The 18,600-nt window shown below is 63.8% G+C and carries 17 protein-coding genes; 16 read left to right on the forward strand and 1 reads right to left on the reverse strand.

From position 1 onward, the window contains the following. Positions 1-3: 3 nt before the first annotated feature. The 3 genes from AS26_RS07240 to AS26_RS07250 all read left to right on the forward strand — a co-directional run bounded on the left by AS26_RS07240 (position 4) and on the right by AS26_RS07250 (position 2,411). Positions 4-249 carry a hypothetical protein gene (locus AS26_RS07240; RefSeq protein ID WP_062307811.1) on the forward strand — a complete coding sequence of 82 codons (246 nt, stop codon included), beginning with the start codon at positions 4-6 and terminating at the stop codon, positions 247-249. A gap of 142 nt (positions 250-391) precedes the next feature. Next, positions 392-1,027: an RsfA family transcriptional regulator gene (locus tag AS26_RS07245; RefSeq protein ID WP_062307814.1), complete on the forward strand. Its 636-nt coding sequence runs from the start codon at positions 392-394 to the stop codon at positions 1,025-1,027. A gap of 94 nt (positions 1,028-1,121) precedes the next feature. Next, entirely contained in the window at positions 1,122-2,411 is a 1,290-nt protein-coding gene (locus tag AS26_RS07250) for a Ger(x)C family spore germination protein (protein ID WP_062307816.1), read from the forward strand. Here AS26_RS07250 and ymfI read toward each other — a convergent pair. Continuing rightward, on the reverse strand, positions 2,383-3,132 hold the full coding sequence (gene ymfI / locus AS26_RS07255) for an elongation factor P 5-aminopentanone reductase (protein WP_062307818.1): 750 nt from the start codon (positions 3,130-3,132) through the stop codon (positions 2,383-2,385). The two genes, AS26_RS07250 and ymfI, sit on opposite strands and share 29 nt — an antisense overlap. 94 nt (positions 3,133-3,226) lie before the next feature. On the opposite strand from ymfI, the gene bshC reads away from it, so the two are divergent. The 13 genes from bshC to AS26_RS07320 all read left to right on the forward strand — a co-directional run. Then, positions 3,227-4,864: a bacillithiol biosynthesis cysteine-adding enzyme BshC gene (gene bshC / locus AS26_RS07260; protein ID WP_062307820.1), complete on the forward strand. Its 1,638-nt coding sequence runs from the start codon at positions 3,227-3,229 to the stop codon at positions 4,862-4,864. Between the two features lie 171 nt (positions 4,865-5,035). Further along, the gene (gene mraZ, locus AS26_RS07265; protein WP_062307822.1) at positions 5,036-5,467 is read left to right on the forward strand and encodes a division/cell wall cluster transcriptional repressor MraZ; all 432 of its coding nucleotides are present in this window, start codon (positions 5,036-5,038) and stop codon (positions 5,465-5,467) included. After that, positions 5,468-6,436, forward strand: a complete 969-nt coding sequence (gene rsmH / locus AS26_RS07270; protein ID WP_174519927.1) for a 16S rRNA (cytosine(1402)-N(4))-methyltransferase RsmH — start codon at positions 5,468-5,470, stop codon at positions 6,434-6,436. Continuing rightward, complete coding sequence (locus AS26_RS07275; RefSeq protein ID WP_245629661.1) at positions 6,433-6,825, forward strand: septum formation initiator family protein; 393 nt, start codon at positions 6,433-6,435, stop codon at positions 6,823-6,825. The genes rsmH and AS26_RS07275 overlap by 4 nt, the downstream gene beginning before the upstream one ends. Before the next feature lie 4 nt (positions 6,826-6,829). After that, the gene (locus tag AS26_RS07280; RefSeq protein WP_062307827.1) at positions 6,830-9,022 is read left to right on the forward strand and encodes a PASTA domain-containing penicillin-binding protein; all 2,193 of its coding nucleotides are present in this window, start codon (positions 6,830-6,832) and stop codon (positions 9,020-9,022) included. Positions 9,023-9,108: 86 nt separating this feature from the next. Next, positions 9,109-11,085, forward strand: coding sequence for a stage V sporulation protein D (locus AS26_RS07285; RefSeq protein WP_444541745.1), 1,977 nt, complete (start codon positions 9,109-9,111; stop codon positions 11,083-11,085). A 62-nt stretch (positions 11,086-11,147) separates the two neighbouring features. Then, positions 11,148-12,644, forward strand: coding sequence for a UDP-N-acetylmuramoyl-L-alanyl-D-glutamate--2,6-diaminopimelate ligase (locus AS26_RS07290; RefSeq protein ID WP_062307832.1), 1,497 nt, complete (start codon positions 11,148-11,150; stop codon positions 12,642-12,644). A gap of 12 nt (positions 12,645-12,656) precedes the next feature. Further along, positions 12,657-13,622: a phospho-N-acetylmuramoyl-pentapeptide-transferase gene (mraY, locus tag AS26_RS07295; RefSeq protein WP_062307834.1), complete on the forward strand. Its 966-nt coding sequence runs from the start codon at positions 12,657-12,659 to the stop codon at positions 13,620-13,622. Between the two features lie 13 nt (positions 13,623-13,635). After that, complete coding sequence (gene murD, locus AS26_RS07300) at positions 13,636-15,012, forward strand: UDP-N-acetylmuramoyl-L-alanine--D-glutamate ligase (protein ID WP_062307837.1); 1,377 nt, start codon at positions 13,636-13,638, stop codon at positions 15,010-15,012. A gap of 80 nt (positions 15,013-15,092) precedes the next feature. Continuing rightward, entirely contained in the window at positions 15,093-16,208 is a 1,116-nt protein-coding gene (gene spoVE, locus AS26_RS07305; protein WP_062307851.1) for a stage V sporulation protein E, read from the forward strand. Beyond that, positions 16,205-17,311: an undecaprenyldiphospho-muramoylpentapeptide beta-N-acetylglucosaminyltransferase gene (gene murG / locus AS26_RS07310; RefSeq protein WP_062307839.1), complete on the forward strand. Its 1,107-nt coding sequence runs from the start codon at positions 16,205-16,207 to the stop codon at positions 17,309-17,311. Before spoVE ends, murG begins: the two co-directional genes overlap by 4 nt. Before the next feature lie 84 nt (positions 17,312-17,395). After that, the gene (murB, locus tag AS26_RS07315) at positions 17,396-18,346 is read left to right on the forward strand and encodes a UDP-N-acetylmuramate dehydrogenase (RefSeq protein WP_062307842.1); all 951 of its coding nucleotides are present in this window, start codon (positions 17,396-17,398) and stop codon (positions 18,344-18,346) included. Beyond that, positions 18,327-18,600: carboxyvinyltransferase (locus AS26_RS07320; protein WP_062307844.1), on the forward strand; the 274-nt coding region annotated here is incomplete at its 3' end. The genes murB and AS26_RS07320, both read left to right, overlap by 20 nt.

The following is an 18,600-nucleotide window of genomic DNA, read 5'->3' on the forward strand; positions in this document are numbered from 1 at the left end:
CGGATGCGATGGCTTCGGCTCGCGTTTCGACTGTTCCGCGTGGCGTCGACCGTCTACGCGTTATCGAACGCATCGCGCCTCACGCGGGCGCTGTACCTCGGCAGGCTGGCCTGGCGAGCCATCCGCCGAAAGCCGCTGTTGGATCGCCCGCCCCGGGTCGTCATTGAATACGTGGGCGCGAAATCGCCGTACATCTATCGGCGGCGCGGTTGGCGCAGAATTCGCCCAGGCCATCGCGCAGAACCGTAGTCGCCTCGAGCCCTTGCTTCTGTTTAAGTCTCCTCGCCGATGGGAATAACAAATGGTAGCGTCGGAATAATTCCGACTGGCGACCATCGTTTTGAAAGGCCGGTGAGACCCGATGAGCGAGACGAGACAGAAGGACAGGGCGATGCGCCAAGACGCGTGGACGACAGAAGACGACGAGATTCTAGCGGAGATCGTCCTGAAACACATCAAGGAAGGTAGCACCCAGCTGGCCGGTTTCAACGAAGCGGCGAGGCGGCTCGGAAGAACGGCGGCCGCGTGCGGCTTCCGCTGGAACGCGTGCGTGCGCAAGCAACAGCGTTACCGGATTGAGCTGGCCAAAGAGGAACGCAAGAAGAACAAGTCGCAGCGCGTGCAGGCGCAGCTCGAAGGAGGCGACGCCGATCACCCGACGGCGACGCTCATGACGTGGGCTCAGGTGCTGCGCTTCTTGCGCCAGGAGAAAAACACTGCCCAAGAGTGGGCGTCGAGGTGGCGCAGCGCAGAACGGCAGTTGAACGAGTGGAAGGCGAAGTACGAGGCGCTCGAGGCCGACTACAAGCGCGTCTGCGAAGAACTGCGCGAACTGAAGTCTACGCACGACGCCATCACTCGGGACTACAAAGCGCTTGTGGAGATCATGGATCGGGCGCGAAAAGCCGCGCTGTTGGATGATGATCTCCTCGGTGCGAAGTTCGCCGAAGGGTTTATGTATCGAATTGACGAGTACGGCAATCTCGAGCGGATTATGACCGGTGAGCGCATGGAGCAGGCTGAGTAGGCTTGCTCCTTTTTTGATGCCGGCGCTGTGCCACTCGGTTGGCGCATGCGATGATACGCCGCGAGCCATCCTACGAGCGAGGATGGTGAGAGGCATGCGGCTTGCGTTCCGTTGGCCACGCGCGGCATCACGATGGCTCACGCTCGGCCTGGCCCTGTTCGCGCCGTGGACGACGACGGGTTGCTATGATCGCCAGGAACTGGAGCAACAGGCGTTTGTGAGTGTGCTCGGGATCGACAAGGCGCCAGGCGGCCTAATCGACTGCACGCTTCGCATCGCGCAGCCGGTCAACCCGACCGGGGCGAATTCGCGTTCCGGAGCTCAGCCACTCGCCGGCAAGGAGCCGGTCACGGTGCGCGCGCGGAGCATCCCCGAAGCGATGATGATAGCGAACGGCTCGGTGGAACGTTCCATCACGTTTTCGCACCTGTCCCTCATCGTGTTCGGAGAAGACCTGGCGAAGGAGGGCGTGGAGCCGTACATTGAGGCACTCACGCGTTACCGCGAGTTTCGACGGACGGTGCCCGTGTCGGTGTCGAAGGGCAAGGCGAGTGAGTCGATGAAGGCCTTTCAGCCCATGCTCGATTCGGCCATCACCCGTATTGCGGATGGGGTGGCCCTTGTCTCGCAGCGGACCGGGATTGCGCCGGTGTGCCCGATTCAATCTCTGATTGACGGCATGGAGAACCCGCACGAGGATGCCATTGCGCCGATCTTCGCGGTCAACCAGAACGTACAAAAAGGTGAAATGCCGGATACGCCTGGACTGTCGTACCGCGCGGGCGAGGTGCGCCGAGAAGGCGGCAATCCCGTGGATTGGATGGGAGCGGCCGTGTTTCGCGAGGACCGCATGGTGGACGAGCTGACGGGGACCGACTGCCTCTACCTGCGCCTGCTTCAGGGCGGGGTGCACCACGCCACGCTGACCCTGCAAGATCCAGAGGATCCCTCGCGAGACATCGGCCTGGAGCTTCACAAGGAGCGGCCGGCGGAGTACCAGGTGAAGCTATCCAATCCCATGATCATCACCGCGCATGTGCCGGTGGACGTGGACGTGATCAACATCTCGTCGACGCGCAATTACGCCGATCCGGCCGCGCGCCAGAAGCTCGAGGCCGAGCTCGACAAGCAGGTGTCCGATCGCATGGAGCGGCTTTTGAAGCGATTGCTCGTCGTCGATCACGCCGACGTGATCCCGGTCTCGAAGGCCATCCGCAGCCAGTTCATGACCTATCAACAGTTCGCGGCGTTTCCGTGGGAAGAAAAGCTGAAAACGGCCAAGATCCAGGTGGACGTTCAGATACATGTTCGCCGTTTCGGCGTGCAGCTTGAGCCCATCGAGAAAAAGCCGGGGTCTAGCCCATCCAGCCTCCGTCCACGGTGAGAACTTGACCGGTGATGTAGGAGGCCCGCGGGTTCAAGAGAAACGATACGGCCGCGGCCACGTCCTCGGGACGCCCGATTCGTCCAAGCGGGATCTCACGTCGCAGCGCATCGTACTCACCAGGGTCCAGGTGTTGAAGCATTCGCGTCTCGATGGGACCCGGAGCGACCGCGTTGACCCGCACCGGGACGGACGCCCACTCGCGCGCGAGCGACTTCATCCAGGCCACGACGCCTCCCTTGGCGGCCGCGTACGCGGCTTCCATGGCCGCGCCCCGGAGCGCGTACACGGAGGAGACAAAGACGCACGAGGCGTGGCGGGATCGGCGCAGGTGAGGGAACGCTGCGCGCGCAAGGTAGAACGCGGAAGAAAGGTGCTCGTCCACCACCTGGCGCCATGCCGACGTCGACATCTCGTGCACGAGCGCCCGTAGATCGCTGCCCGCGGCGTGAACGAGCAAACTCGGCGTGCCGAGCTGCGTCGCCGCGGTCACGAGCGTGACGGCCCCGGCTTCGTCCGCGAGATTGGCCTCTACGGCAAGCGCCTCGGTGCCGAGGGCCGCGCACGCCGCGGCCGTCTGTTCGGCTTCGGCCTTTCTTCTGAAGTATCCGCACACTACTTTGGCGCCCTGCTCGGCCAGCTCGATGGCGATGGCGCGCCCAATGCCGCCCGACGCGCCCGACACGATGGCCACGCGATCCGCAAGCGCTTTTTGCTCCATGAGGTTTTCTCAACTCCTTACGGTTTTACATCCCTAGCTCCGGTTGTTATGATGAGTGTGGCCATTTTGGGTGGAGCAAAGGGGCGAGTTCTCCTTGAAGTGTACGGTATACGAGGCGCCGACCGGAAATCCACTAGCCGACGCCCATTTGTTCTCCTTCGATCGCGTCCATCATCTCTACGACGATCAAGATCCGCGCGATATCGCGACCTATCGCGCGCGCGCCGCGGATATCCTGCGCACCTACGCGCCCGACACGCGCGCGTCCTTGGTTCAAGCCTTGCGCTCGTTTCACGACGAGATTGGCGCATCGCCTGCGCAAAATCGGGCGCTTGACCGCCTGGCCCAGCCTGACGCGTTGGCGGTCGTCACGGGGCAACAGGCGGGCTTATTCACCGGCCCCATCTACAGCCTCGCCAAAGCGCTCACCGCCATCGGCGTCGCGCGCGAGCTCGAACGCCGCCTCGAGCGCCCTGTGGTGCCGGTGTTTTGGATTGCCTCGGAGGATCACGACGCGGAGGAGGTCAACCACGCCCACGTGGTGGACCGCCTGGGCGAAGTCGCGCGCATCGAGCTTCCGCACCGGTTTCAGCCACACCAAATGATGTACTGCGAGGTGCTGACGGCGCACGATGTGCGAGCCGCGTTGAACCAAGCCGATGCGCGGCTTTACGACGCGAGCCACAAGCTCGAGGCGCTTCACGCGGTCTGGTCCGCGTGGCGAGAGGGAGATTCCCTCGCGATGTGGTTCGCGAGATTGATGGCCCGGCTTCTCGCGGAACAGGGACTCGTGTTCTTCGATCCTTGTCTGCCGTCGATCCGGCGCCTCGCGTGGCCCGTGTTCCGCCGCGCGCTGGAGGGCGTGGAAGAAGTTGTGCGGCGGCTCGACGATGCGTACGCCGAAGTCGAACGGGCGGGCTTCGTCCCCGAGGTGATTCGCGATCCGAGGCATTCGACCGTGTTCGCCGTGATCGACGGCAAGCGGTTCGTCCTGGAGACCAACGGCCGAGGGTTTGTTGCGCGCGGCCACGGCGAAGCCGGCGAGCTGTCCAAATGGCTGGCGCGCGGCGATGTCGATCCGACCGGCTTCTCTGCCAACGTGCTTCTTCGGCCCGTCGTGCAGGATGTGGTGTTGCCCACCCTGGCGTACGTCGGAGGGCCGAGCGAGATTGCGTATTACCCACTTGCGCGCGGCGTGTTCCACGCGCACGGGCGGCGCATGCCGCCGGTCATCCTGCGGCAGCGCATGCGCCTGGTCCCCCCCAGTGTCGCCCGCCTGCTGCGAAAGCACGACCTGTCTCTCGACGAACTGCGCGACTCCTGCGATCTCGTGGCAACGCGCGCGATGGCCGATGTGACGGAACCGCTTCGGCGCGACATCGACGGTTGGATGGAGCGCGTGCGCTCGACGCTTCGCAGCTTGGAGGCGTCCTACGGCGCGGCGGGTCCAGATGTTCGCGCCATCCTCGAGCGACAGGAGCAGGTGGAGGAGCGCGCCTGGAGGGATCTGGAGCGGCGCATCGTTCGCGCGTGGAAGCGGCGGCGTCAGGACCAGATCCGGCAGTTGCGCCAGATTGAGCGATGTCTGTTTCCGGATGGGTATCCTCAGGAGCGGCGCCTGTGCCCGCTCAACTTCTGGAGCGAGGTCGGGACGCGAGCGTTTTCTGAGTTGCCGACGTGGAGCTCCATTTCGCAGATGGGCCCTGTAATCGACGTCGTCATGGACAACTGAACGCGAGTGACATGGGAGGCGATCGCGCTGCGCGCGGTCGCCTCGCTGCGTGAATGGGCGCGAAAAAATCGAGAGAGCGAGCAGGAGATCCGCGACGGACCGCGAAGAGGTATGATTGTGGTGGAAAGTGGGGCAAAGTGGGGGACACGCGCGAGCGGGTGGTGAAGGCCGTTGTTCATGGGTGAGTACGAACATTCCCTCGACAGCAAAGGGCGGCTGACCATCCCGGCAAAGTTTCGGGAAGGGCTGGGGGATTCGTTCATCGTCACTCGCGGCCTTGACCAGTGCCTGTTCGCCTACCCGGTCGATGAGTGGCGCGCGCTCGAAGTGAAGCTCAAGTCTCTCCCCATGACGCGATCGGACGCGCGGGCGTTTGTGCGCTTCTTCTTTTCGGGCGCGTCCGAATGCGAAGTGGACAAGCAGGGCCGCATTCTCCTGCCTCCTAAGTTGCGCGAGTACGCCAAGCTCGAGAAGGAGTGCACGCTGATCGGCGTGTCGAATCGAGTTGAAATTTGGAATACGAGGGTCTGGGAACACTATTCGAGCGACGCGGAGCAATCGTTTGCGGAGATTGCGGAAAACCTCGTCGACTTTTCGTTCTGAATGGCGGGGGATGAGACGTTGGCGTTTGCCCACGAGACCGTGTTGTTGGAGGAGGCTGTGGACGCGCTACAGCCGCGGCCAGGCGGTGTGTACGTGGATGCGACCCTCGGCGGAGGAGGACATACTACTCGCCTACTCGAGCGGTCCGCGCCGGATGGGGCCGTGATCGCGTTTGATCAGGACGAGACGGCCATCGCGCACGCCGAACCGCTCAAACAGCGGTATCGCGGGCGTCTGACGCTTGTGAAGGCGAATTTCGCTGAGATGGAGGAACGCCTGAGGGACCTTGGGGTCGCTGCGGTGGACGGGGTCCTGTTTGATCTCGGCGTGTCCTCCCCGCAGTTTGACCGCCCGGAGCGGGGATTCAGTTACTGGCACGAGGGGCCGCTCGACATGCGCATGGACAGGGATCGGCCGCTCGATGCGCGCGCGATCGTCAATGAGTGGGATGAGCAGGAATTGGCCCGCATCATCCGGGAGTACGGCGAGGAGAAGTTTGCGGCGTCCATTGCGCGCGCCATTGCGCGGGCGAGATCGAAGAAGCCCATTGAGACGACGACGGAACTGGCGGAAATCGTCAAGGGCGCCATTCCGGCGGCCGCGCGGCGCAGCGGTCCGCATCCGGCCCGGCGCACCTTTCAGGCCATCCGCATGGCGGTCAACGACGAGTTGGGCGCGCTGGAGCGCGGCCTGGAAGCGGCGTTTCGCGTTCTGAAGCCGGGAGGGCGGCTTTCGGTCATCACGTTTCATTCCCTCGAGGACCGAGCGGTCAAACGGCTGTTTCAGACTTGGGCGAAGGGGTGTGTTTGTCCACCGGAGTTTCCGGTGTGTCAATGTGGCCGCAAACCCCTGGGACGTATGGTGTCGCGAAAGCCCGTGACGCCTTCGAGCGAGGAGTTGGAAAGGAATCCGCGCGCGCGATCGGCGAAGCTGCGCGCTTTCGAAAAGCTGGATGATGGGGAGCGATGAATGCCATGTCTGCCGTGCAACAGGAACTTCGCACGCGTCGCGAGGCGTGGGGGCACACGACGCCAAGGCGTGAACAGGATGCGCGACAGGAAGAACGGCGCGCCGCTCGCCGGCGCCTCTGGAACCGGGTGAGCTTTGCTGTGTGTTGCGTCGTCAGCTTCGGAGTTGTGTGGTGGGTCGCCGCGAAAGGTGCCGAGGTCTACGTATTGAACGACGAGCACGCCAAACTCCAGGCGGCCATTGCGGCGCAGCAAGCGGTCAACGCCAACCTGCAAATGCAGGTGTCCGAGCTGGAGCAGCCCGCGCACATTCTGAACGTCGCCATCAATCAGCTGCACATGGTGTACAAAAATCCAGTGATGATCCCGACGCAAGGAAACGGCGAGTGATGGCATGAACCGACGAATCAGACGAACGGGCAGGCAAAGCAGTTGGAAACGCCCGAAACGGCGGTTCTGGGCGCTTCAGCTCGCGATGGTGGCGACCCTCGGCGCCGTCGTCTGGCGCATTTACGACGTGCAGCGCGTGTACGGGGGGACGCTGAAGCGGGATGCGGCCAAGGTGATGGACGTGACCGAGCCCCTGCTCGCGCCCCGAGGAGCCATCCTGGACGCACAAGGCCATCGCCTCGCCTACGATGTCCCGGCCTACTACGTCGACATCGAGCTTGCACCCCTTCGTCCGTACGCAGACGAGGCCGCTCGAACGCTCGCGCCAATTTTGGGGACCCGCGCGGCGGATCTCGCCGCACTCCTCGCGAAGCAAGCCTCCTGGATTCAGCTGCCCACGCCCGTGGAGGCCATCGTCAAATCGAAGCTCGAGGCGGCTTTCGCGGCGCACCCGTGGGCGCCGGATGACCGGCGCACGGCGTGGACGAATTGCGTGACCTTCACGCCGACGGAGTTGCGCGTATATCCGTACGGGGATTTCGCGTCGAATGCGATCGGCTACGTGGTCAAAGGGGTAGGCGAAAGCGGCGTGGAGCTCGAGATGAACACGGCCTTGGCGGGACAGAACGGGCTCATCGCTTACCAGCAGGATCCGACGGGCGTACCCATCCCGGGCAGCGTGAGAATCGTCAAAGCCCCCAAACCGGGCGACAACGTGCAGTTGACCCTCGACGACACCATCCAGGGCTACGTCGAGGATCAGATGAACGCGCTCGTGCAAAAGTACCATCCGCAGCATGCCGCCATCGTGGTGTCCGACCCCCAGACGGGCGCGATTCTCGCCATGTCGAGCTGGCCCAATTTCAATCCGAATCAATATTGGAAAGCGAGCCTCGAGGCGCTGTCTTCCAATTGGGCGGTATCCAGCTCGTTTGAGCCGGGATCGACGTTCAAACCGTTTGTGCTTGCGGCTGCGCTCGCGACGAATTCCATCAATCTCTACGACACGTTTCAGTCCGGTCAAATCACCATCGACGGCCGCACGATTCACGACTGGAATCACGTCGGCTTCGGCGTCCTGACGTATCAGCAGGCGTTGGAAGAGTCGTCGAACGTCGGCTTTGCCCGCATCGCGATGGCGTTGGGATGGCCCAACTTCGACAAGTACCTGCAGTTGTTCGGGTTTACCAAGCCTACAGGGATCGACCTTCCGAACGAAGCGACCTCCATCCTGTTTCCTCCGTCGGAACAGGGGCAGCTCGAGTTGGCGACGGCCGGGTTTGGCCAGGGCATCGCGGTCACGCCCATGCAGCAGATCATGGCCATGGACGCGATTGCGAACGGCGGACGGCTGCTCAGGCCCTACATCATCAGCAAGGTGATCTCGCCATCGGGCAAGGTGATTCAAGAGAATCGCCCGACGGTGATTCGCCAAGGCTTTCTGCCCGAGAGCGTCATTCAAGAGGTACGGGACACGATGGTCCTCGACGTGTCCGATCCGAAGCACGGGATCGACACGGGCGCCGCGATACCTGGCTACGAAGTCGCCGGAAAGACCGGCACCGCGCAAATTGTGGATCCCGCGACAGGCGCGTACTATGCAAGCAAGTTCGAGACGTCCTTCATCGGATTCGTGCCGGCGCAGGATCCGAAAGTTGTGGTGTACGTCACGGTGTACGATCCCCAGGTGGCCCCGGATGAAGCTTGGGGTAGCACGGTGGCCATTCCGGTGGCGCGGGCCATTATGCAGGAGTGCCTGAACTACTACCACATTCCGCCGACGGGCGCGGTCAAGTCGCTTCAAACCGAACCCGGCGCGGGTCAGGTGACTTACGTGGAAACGCCGAATCTGGTCGGGATGTCCCAGGCCGAGGCGCAAGCCGTGCTCGCGCAGGACGGCCTTCAGGGGATGTTTACCGGATCGAGCGGTGCGATTGTTCGGCAGTGGCCGGCGCCCGGCGTGGAGGTGCCGAGAGGCTCCAAGCTGTACGCTCTGCTCGACCATCACGAGTCCGCCGCATTTCCCATGCCGGATCTGACGGGCCTGACGCTTCGGGAGGCGGCCAACCTGCTCGCCGCGATGGGGCTGAACGTCTCGCCGTCGGGATCGGGCTATGTGGCGAGTCAGTCCGTTCCTCCAGGAGCGCGTGTGCACGCGGGGGAGACCGTCGCGATTCGGTTGTCTCCGAAGGGCTGACGCCGAGCGTCAGCCCTTCTATTTCAGGAAGAGCGCGCATAGGCTAGTCTCAGCGAACAAGCTGTGCGACGTTGGGGGCGAAGTCTGTGCGCGTGACTCCTGGACTCATGAGGCGGCGGCTTGTCATGCTCCTGTTTGGCCTCTTTGCCGCCATCGGCGCGCTGATCGGCCGACTCGCGTATGTGCAGGGCTGGCAAGCCGCGTGGCTCTCGAATCTGGCAAAGCAGTCGTGGGATCGCACCGTGCCGCTGTCCGGCATCCGCGGGAGCATCCTGGCGAGCGACGGACAGCCGCTGACGTACACGGCGAGCGCACCCACGATTGTGGCGGTGCCGAGCCAAATCAAGGACAAGGCGGGCACGGCGGCCAAGCTGGCGCCCATTTTGCACATGAGTGTCGACAGCGTGCTGCGCCAGATCTCCCAGCGGGAACTCATGGTCTACATCCGCCCGGGAGGGCGGCAGATGTCGGAAGAGCAGGCGAACGCCGTCCGCAAGCTGGAGTTGCCTGGAATCTACCTGACGGAGGACGGCAAGCGAGCGTATCCATACGGATCGCTGGCGGCGCAGGTGCTTGGCATCACGGGGTATGACAACGTCGGACTCACGGGGCTCGAGAAGCAGTACAACAGCGTGTTGAGCGGCAAGAAGGGAGGCATCACGTTTTACGCGAAAGCAAACGGAGAACTGATTCCCGGCGAGGGTCAATCGGTGGTCGAACCGACCGACGGCGACAATATCAAGACCACCCTGAACCTTCAAATTCAGCAGTTTGTGGAGCGCGAGATCGAGCAGGCCGTGGCCGCGTACCATCCGGATTCCGTGACGGCGATTGTGGAAAACCCGAAGACGGGCGCCATTCTCGCGATGGCCAACTATCCCACGTTCAACCCAGCCGACTGGCGCTCGGCCGATCCGTCCACCTACAACCGCAATCTCGCCATCTGGCAGACCTTTGAGCCGGGATCCACGTTCAAGATTGTGACGCTGGCCGCGGCGTTGCAGGAAGACAAAGTGAACTTGAACGACCGATTTTACGATCCCGGCTACTACGAGGTCGCGGGGCACCGCATTCGCTGTTGGAAGGCGGGCGGACATGGGTCCGAGTCGTTTCTGAATGTGGTGGAAAACTCATGTAACCCTGGGTTTATCGCCCTCGGTGAGCGATTGGGCAAGGAGTCGCTGTTCTCGTACATTCGCGCGTTCGGGTTCGGGCAGAAGACCGGGATTGACCTTCCTGGCGAGGGGAACGGCATCCTGTTCAAGCTGAGCCAAGTCGGCCCGCTCGAGCTGGCCACCACAGCCTTCGGCCAAGGGGTGTCGGTCACGCCCATCCAGCAGGTGATGGCGGTGGGGGCGGTGGCCAACGGCGGCAAGCTGATGAAGCCGTATCTCGTGTCCGAAATCATCGATCCCGACACGGGGCGGGTGGTCTCCGTGACCAAGCCGACGGTCGTGCGCCAGGTCATCTCGCCCCAGGTGGCGGCCGAGGTGCGCGCCGCGCTCGAGAGCGTGGTGGCGAACGGGAGCGGCACCAGGGCGTATCGCGAGGGCTACCGGATCGCCGGAAAGACCGGCACGGCGCAGGTGGCGAAAAACGGGCGTTACGAGCCGGGGCATTACATCGTCTCCTTCATCGGCATGGCGCCCGCGAACGATCCGGCCCTGGTCTGCTACGTCGCCATTGACAACCCCCACCCGGAGCACGGCATTGTGTTTGGCGGTGTCATTGCTGCGCCCATCGTTGGCAACATTTTGGACGACGGCTTGCGCGAGCTCGGCGTGCCACCGCAGACGCAGGGACTGAAGAAGAAGTACCGGTATCCCGAGGTGCCGCCGGTGACGGTCCCGAATTTTGTGGGACTCACGATGAAGGAAGCTCAAAACCTGGCGCTCCAGAATTCCGCAAACCTCAGGGTGCAGGTATTGGGCCAGGGGGACGTGATCATCGCGCAGGCTCCGGCAGGAGGCGCTCAGGTGGAGCCCGGATCGACCATCCGCCTCTATCGCGGGCAGAAGGCGCCGTCGACCAACCAGGTGGCGGCCTTCGCGCTCGGAGGTTGACATCGGGCCGCGACTGCCCTAGATTTGCGAATGGCACGCCGCAGGTGGGGGAGGAAGGCGCCTTGCGATTGAGACAATTGTTTCAGCCTTTCGTCAATTTTCAGGTGACCAACGCGGAGAACCCGGATATCGTCCATATCACGACTGACTCGCGCGACGTCCAGTCAGGCAGTTTGTTTGTGGCCGTGCGCGGCCATAGGGTGGACGGACACCAATTCGCCCGGCAGGCTGTGGATCGCGGCGCCGTGGCGGTGATGGTGGAGGAGCCCGTCGCCGATGTGCCCCCGTCCATTCCTCAGGTTGTCGTCCCAGATACCCGCCACTGGAGCGCGCTCGTCGCCGATCGATTGTTCGGCCATCCGTCGCGCGCCATCCGGGTCATCGGGGTCACGGGCACCAACGGCAAGACGACGGTGACCCACATCGTGCGCCACTTGCTCGATTCGGCGGGGCGGAAGGCTGGGCTCATCGGCACGGTTGGCGCCAAACTGGGGCACACCTCGTGGCCCCTTCCCAACACGACGCCCGAGGCCGTGGAGGTTCACCGCTGGCTTCGGCGGTTCGTCGACGAAGGCGCCACGCACGCGGTCATGGAGGTGTCATCGCACGCGCTCGTGGAGCGGCGGGCGGCGGGCGTGTCGTTTGCCTGCGCCGCGTTCACGAACTTGACACAAGATCACCTCGATTTTCACGGTACCATGGAACGGTATGCAGCCGCCAAGGCGCTCCTGTTCTCTCGCCTCGGCAACGGCGCGGGGGACGACCCGGCCCGCTCCGTCTACGCGGTCATCAACGCGGACGATCCTTGGTCTTGGGTGATGGCGGAGGCGTCTGCGGCGCCCATCCTCACGTACGGGATCGAGCGCGCCGCGCACGTCACCGCCCGGGACGTGCGGCTGTCGGCCGATGGTGCGCGTTTCGTCGTCGAGTCTCCTGCTGGCGCGTTTGAGGTGGAGACGCCGCTCATCGGCCGATTCAACGTCTACAACACCCTGGCCGCCGTCGCCATCGCCCTCGTGGAGGACCTCACGCCGGCGGAGATTCAGGAGGGAATTCGCTCGTACCCAAGCGTGCCCGGGAGGATGGAGCGGATCGACGAAGGGCAGCCGTTTTCCGTCTTCGTGGATTACGCTCATACGCCGGACGGGCTCGAGAACGTGCTCACGGCGGTGCGCGAGTTCGCGCCGGCGCGCGTCCTGGTCGTGGTCGGTTGTGGGGGCGATCGCGACCGGACGAAGCGGCCCAAGATGGCGGAGGTCGCCGTGAGGCTGGCGGACCGGGCCATCTTCACGAGCGACAACCCGCGCAGCGAAGACCCTCTCGCCATCCTCGCCGATATGCGCCAGGGCGTGGACCCGGCGCAATCGCACAGGGTGCGGGAAGAGGTCGACCGCCGGCTCGCCATCGAGATGGCCATCGAGGAAGCGGAGCCTGGAGATGTCGTCGTGATTGCAGGCAAGGGACACGAGGACTACCAGATCATCGGCGCGGAGAAGCGCCATTTTGACGATCGCGAAGAAGCCCGTCGAGCCATACGCGCGCGGTACGGGCGGAACTAGGGGGCGTTTCCGTTGGACATTCAGGCGCTTTTGCTGACGGCGCTCGCGGCATTCGTGATCGGCGTGCTCTTGGGGCCCATCGCCATCCCACTTCTGCGCCGCCTCAAGTTCGGCCAGTCGATTCGCGAAGAGGGACCGAAGCACCATCAGTCGAAAGCCGGCACACCGACGATGGGCGGCGTGATGATTCTCGTTGCGGTGGTCTTGACGACGCTCCGGTTTGCGTTCGGGAGCTTGGACACGGTGATGATGCTCGTCGCCACGGTGGGGTTCGGACTCATCGGCTTTGCGGATGACCTGATTAAAATTGTGAAACGTCGAAACCTCGGCCTGACGGCCAAACAGAAGGTCATCTTCCAGGCCATTCTGACGGCCATCTTGTTTGTCCTCTTGTACCGGGCGCAGGGACAGGAAGCGCTGGCCGTGCACATTCCGTTCACGGACGACGTGGTTCGCCTCGGTTTCTTGTACATCCTGTTTCTGATGCTGGTTCTCGTGGGCACGACAAACGCCGTTAACCTCACCGACGGATTGGACGGGCTGTTGTCGGGATCGGCCATCATGGTGTTCGCAGCGTACGCCGTGTACGCCTACTGGCACACGAGTTACGATGTCGCGCTGTATTGCGCGGCGATGGTGGGGGCGCTCGCGGCGTTTCTCGTGTTCAATCGCCATCCGGCGAAAGTCTTCATGGGAGACACCGGGTCGCTCGCCATCGGCGGGGGGCTTGCCATGGCCGCCGTGTTGACGCACAGCGAACTGACCCTGGTCCTGTTTGGCCTGGTGTTTGTCATGGAGGCTTTGTCCGTCATCATTCAAGTCTTCTCGTATCAGACGTTTGGGCGGCGCGTCTTTCGCATGAGCCCGTTGCATCACCACTTCGAGCTCGGCGGTTGGTCAGAGTGGGAGGTTGTCATCCTCTTCTGGCTCGCGTCGTTCATCTGCGCCTTTGGCACGCTTGCGATGGTGTCGCACTGAGGGGGCCAACGATGTGAACCGTGTTACACCTGAGATTTGGTTGGATTCGCCGGGCGAGGTGCTCGTCGTGGGCTTGGGCAAGAGCGGTACCGCCGTTGCCTCGTTCCTCGCCAGGCGGGGCTTTCGCGTGACCGCGACGGACGAGCGCCATCTCGATCCGTCCGATCCGCGCATGGCTTCGCTCGCCGCGCTTGGCGTGGACCTGGTGCTCGGCGGGCATCCGGAGACGTTGGTCGGGCATCCATGGCAGTTTGTGGCCAAAAGCCCCGGGATTCCGTACCACCAGCCGTTTGTTGCTCAGTTGCTCAAGGCGTCGCACGTGATGGTCACAGACGTGGAGATTGCCTCCTGGTTCGAACGAAGGCCGATATACGCCATTACGGGTTCCAACGGAAAAACCACGACCACGACGCTCGTCGGCGAGATGCTGAAGGCGTCGGGATGCAATCCCATCGTCGCGGGCAACATCGGCACGCCGGTGTGCGACGTGGTGGATCAACCGGGCGATCGGTTGGTTCTCGAGGTGTCGAGCTTTCAACTGGATGGCACGCACACGTTTCATCCGCGGGGCGGCCTTCTGCTCAACTTTTACCCCGCTCACCTCGACTATCACGGCACATACGAGGCGTATCAAGCGGCGAAGTGGAAGCTGTTTGCGAATCAGACGCCGGACGACGTCGCCATTCTCAACTGGGATCAGGCGCTCGTGCGCGATGGGGCCAGGCGACTGGCGGCTCGCGTCCGCGGGTTCAGCCTGGAAGGGGCGCCGTTTGACGAAGGCGTTGGCGTGATCGACGGAGCGCTCGTCGCCGTGCGCGGGGGGGATCGGACGCCCATTCTGCCGGTGGACCGCGTTGCGCTGCCTGGCAGGCACAACCTGCAGAACGCTGCAGCTGCCGCGGCCTTGGCGCTCGCGGCGGGGGCAAGCGTGGAGGCGGTCGCGCGCGTGCTCGCCACGTTTCAAGGTGTCGAGCATAGGCTGGAGTTCGTGCGCGAGGTCGGGGGCGTGCGGTATTACAACGACTCGAAGGCGACGAATCCGGATGCCGCGAGACAGGCGCTGCGGTCGTTCGGGGGCGGCGTGGTGTGGATTGCAGGGGGCCTCGACCGCGGGATCTCGTTTGATCCGCTCGTGCCGGATCTCTCGGGGCGCGTCCGAGCCGCGGTCCTTCTTGGGGAGACCAAGGAGAAGCTCAGGGAAGTGCTCGCCCGGGCGGGCGTGGCGACCTGCGTGACTGTAGCGACGATCGAGGAGGCCGTGCGCGAGGCCAGCCGGTTGGCGAAGCCGGGGGACGTGGTCCTGCTGTCGCCTGCCTGCGCCAGTTGGGATATGTTTCCTTCCTACGAGGTGAGGGGCAGCATGTTCAAGGAGGCCGTGCATAGACTGTAGCAGCGTGTCCAAAGGCCGCGGCCTTTGGACCACACCGCGCCAGGTGGCGCGGGAGGGGAGGGAACGCGGTGTTGCGGTCTATGTCGGCGTCGCCGAAGCGAACGCCGGGTTCGTCGCCTGACTTCACGCTGATTGGCGTCATCCTGCTGTTGCTCGCATTCGGCGTGACCATGGTGCACAGCGCTTCGTCGATTATCTCGGCGACTCGGTTTCAGGATGCCTTCTACTTCTCCAAGCGGCAAGCGCTCTGGGCGCTGATGGGTGTTGGCCTGATGATCTGGCTCTCGCGCGTCGACTACCACGTGTGGCGCAGGCACGCGCCGAAGATTGCGCTGGCGAGCTACGCGCTATTGGTTCTCGTACTTGTGGTGGGTGTGAACCGCGGCGGATCCAAGGCGTGGCTCGGCATCGGTTCGCTCGGCATTCAGCCGTCCGAGTTCGCGAAACTCGGCCTTGTCATGTTTCTCGCGCATTTGCTCGCCGAGTCGAAGGACCGGATGCACTCCTTCTGGCGCGGGTTCGTGCCGCCGATGGGGCTCGCGCTGGTGGCGGTGGGGCTCATCATGTTGGAGCCCGATCTCGGCCAGAGCGTCGTGATCATGGGGACGACGCTCATCATGCTGTTCGTCGCGGGCACGCGCTGGTCCCACTTGGCGACGCTGCTCGGCGCAGGCGTCGTCGGATTCGCAGGACTCGTCGCCATCGCGCCGTACCGCATGGATCGCATCTACGCCTTTTTGGATCCGTGGAAGTACCCGCTCGGAAAGGGTTACCAGATCATCCAGTCGCTCTACGCGCTCGGATCCGGCGGTATCCTGGGGCTCGGCCTCGGACAGAGCCGGCAGAAGTTTCTCTACCTGCCGGAGCCGCAAACCGACTTCATCTTTTCGATTGTCGGGGAGGAACTCGGGTTGCTCGGGACCGTCTCGGTCCTCCTCCTGTTTGCGGTGCTGATTTGGCGCGGCATCCGCACGGCGCTGTATGCACCGGACGACTTCGGAACGCTCTTGGCGACGGGCATCACTGGGATGATTGCGGTGCAGGTCCTGATCAACATCGGCGTGGTGACGGGCTCCATTCCTGCAACGGGCATCACGCTGCCGTTCATCAGCTACGGCGGATCATCCTTGACGTTGTTGCTGAGCGGCGTCGGCATCCTCCTCAATATTTCAAAGCAGGCGGGGATGGTAGAATGAAGGTGTTGTTGACGGGTGGGGGCACGGGCGGCCACATCTTCCCCGCCCTTTCGCTTTGGCGGCACTTGAAGGCGAGATCGGAAGGCGCATCGGTTTTGTACGTCGGTACGGAACAGGGGCTCGAGAGCCGCTTGGTGCCGGAAGCCGGTTTGCCCTTCGCCTCGATTCACGCGGCAGGGCTTCGGCGAGACTTGTCTTTCGATGCCGTGCGCACGCTTGCCACCACATACCGAGGGTACCGGGAAGCGCTCCGCGTCGTGCGCGACTTCCGCCCCGACGTCGCGGTGGGCACAGGAGGATTTGTCGCGCTTCCCGTGATGTACGCCGCCACCAAGCTAGGCGTTCCGTCCGTGATATGGGAGGGCAATGCGCGGCCCGGGCTCACCAACCGGCTGCTGATGCGGCGCGTGGACGCCGTGGCCGTGTGCTTTCCCGAGAGCGAGGCGCTGTTCCCCCACGCCAAGCGCGTGGTGTTCACGGGGAATCCGCGCGCGAGCGAGGTGGTGGACGTCTCTGCGGAGGACAAGCGGAAGGCGCTTGACAAGTATCGCATTCTGCGCGATCAGCGCGTCATTCTGATCGTGTTCGGCAGCCGGGGCTCCGAGACCGCGAATCAGGTGGTCGCGAGTATCCTCCCGCGCTTTGCGGACCATCCCGCGTGGCGCGTGTTGTTCGTGACGGGCGAACGCCATTTTGAGGCCATTCGAGACAAGGTCGGGCCGCTCTCTCGGAATGTCACGCTCCATCCCTTCATTTCGGACATGCCTGCGCTTCTCGCTCACGTCGATCTGATGGTGAGCCGGGCCGGATCGAGCACCCTTGCGGAGATCTGCGCGCTCGGCGTCGCGTCTATCCTCGTTCCGAGCCCGTACGTGACCGCGAATCACCAGGAGGAAAACGCGATGCAGCTTGCCCGCGCAGGCGCCGCCCGCGTCATCCGAGAAGCCGATCTCACGCCGGATGGTTTGTGGAACGAGATCTGCAGCATGATGGAGGGCGATCTCGGCGAAGTCCGGGCGCGGGCTCGGCGCTTTGGTCGGCCCGACGCGGTCAGGCGCTTGGGCGATCTCGTCCTCGAAGTGGCGGAAGCGCGCCGAACCTAGGCACTCACCCTTCGCCCAGCGCGGCATATGATGCGGTTGCGGCGGTGCGGTAGGTGACCCGTGAACGTTCGTGGAGGACCTGACATGGTGGACGATCCGTTTGTACACATGCTGATGGAGCAAGGGGTGAAGGTGACGCGGGGCGAGCCGATGAAACGGCACACGACGTGGCGGATCGGAGGACCCGCCGATTACTTCGTCGAGCCGGACTCGGTCGACGCCCTGCGCGCGAGCGTCTGCGCCGCGCGAGACCACGGCCTGCCCATCACCGTCATCGGCCGCGGTTCCAACACCCTCGTGTTGGACGGCGGCATTCGCGGCCTCGTGATCAAGTTGCACGACGCCTTCGCTTCGTACGAGGTGCGGGAAGATGAGCGCGCGGTCTACGCGATGGCTGGCCGCTCGTACGTCGCGCTCGCAAATGTGGCCATTCGCCACGGCCTCTCCGGCCTCGAATTCGCCACGGGCATTCCCGGTTCCGTCGGCGGTGCGGTCATGATGAACGCGGGCGCGTACGGCCGCGAGACGTGCGACGTGCTCGCGTGGGCCGAGGTGATGGACGAGACCGGCGCCATTGCGCGGCTCTCGAAGGAAGACCTGCGCTTTGGCTACCGCTACAGCGTGCTCAAGGATCGCTTCGGCATCGTGACGTGGGCCAAGTTTCAGCTTGCGCCGGGCGATCGCGACGAGATGCGGCGCGTCGTGCGCGAGTGGTCCCAGCGCCGCATCGCGACGCAGCCGCTCAGTTTTCCGAACTGCGGATCGGTCTTTCGGAATCCCGAGGGCACCCACGCGGCCAGGCTGATCGAGGAGGCGGGGCTCAAGGGCCTGCGCCGCGGGCAGGCGATGATTAGCGACAAGCACGCGAACTTTATCATCAACCTGGGCAACGCGTCGGCGAGCGATGTGCTGTGGCTGATTCGGCACGCGCAGTCGGTGGTTCGAGAGCGGTTTGGCATCGCCCTGGAAACCGAGGTCCGCGTGCTCGGTGAACCCTTGTTGGGAGGTGTGGACGATGGAATGGTTGCGGATTGAGGGCGGCGTACCGCTGGCCGGCGAAGTCCGGGTGGCGGGCGCGAAGAACGCTGCCCTTCCGATTCTCGCCGCCACCGTCATGGTGGCGGGGCGTTCCGTGGTGAGAAACGTCCCCGATCTTGAGGACGTCCGGGTGATGTTACAGATTTTGAAGAGTCTCGGCGCAAAGGTGTCCATGTCAGCTGGCACCGTGACGGTCGACGCCTCGACGCTATCCTCGACGCAGGTCCCCTCCCACCTCATGCAGAAGATGA

Source organism: Alicyclobacillus sendaiensis NBRC 100866 (assembly GCF_001552675.1).
GTDB lineage: Bacteria > Bacillota > Bacilli > Alicyclobacillales > Alicyclobacillaceae > Alicyclobacillus > Alicyclobacillus sendaiensis.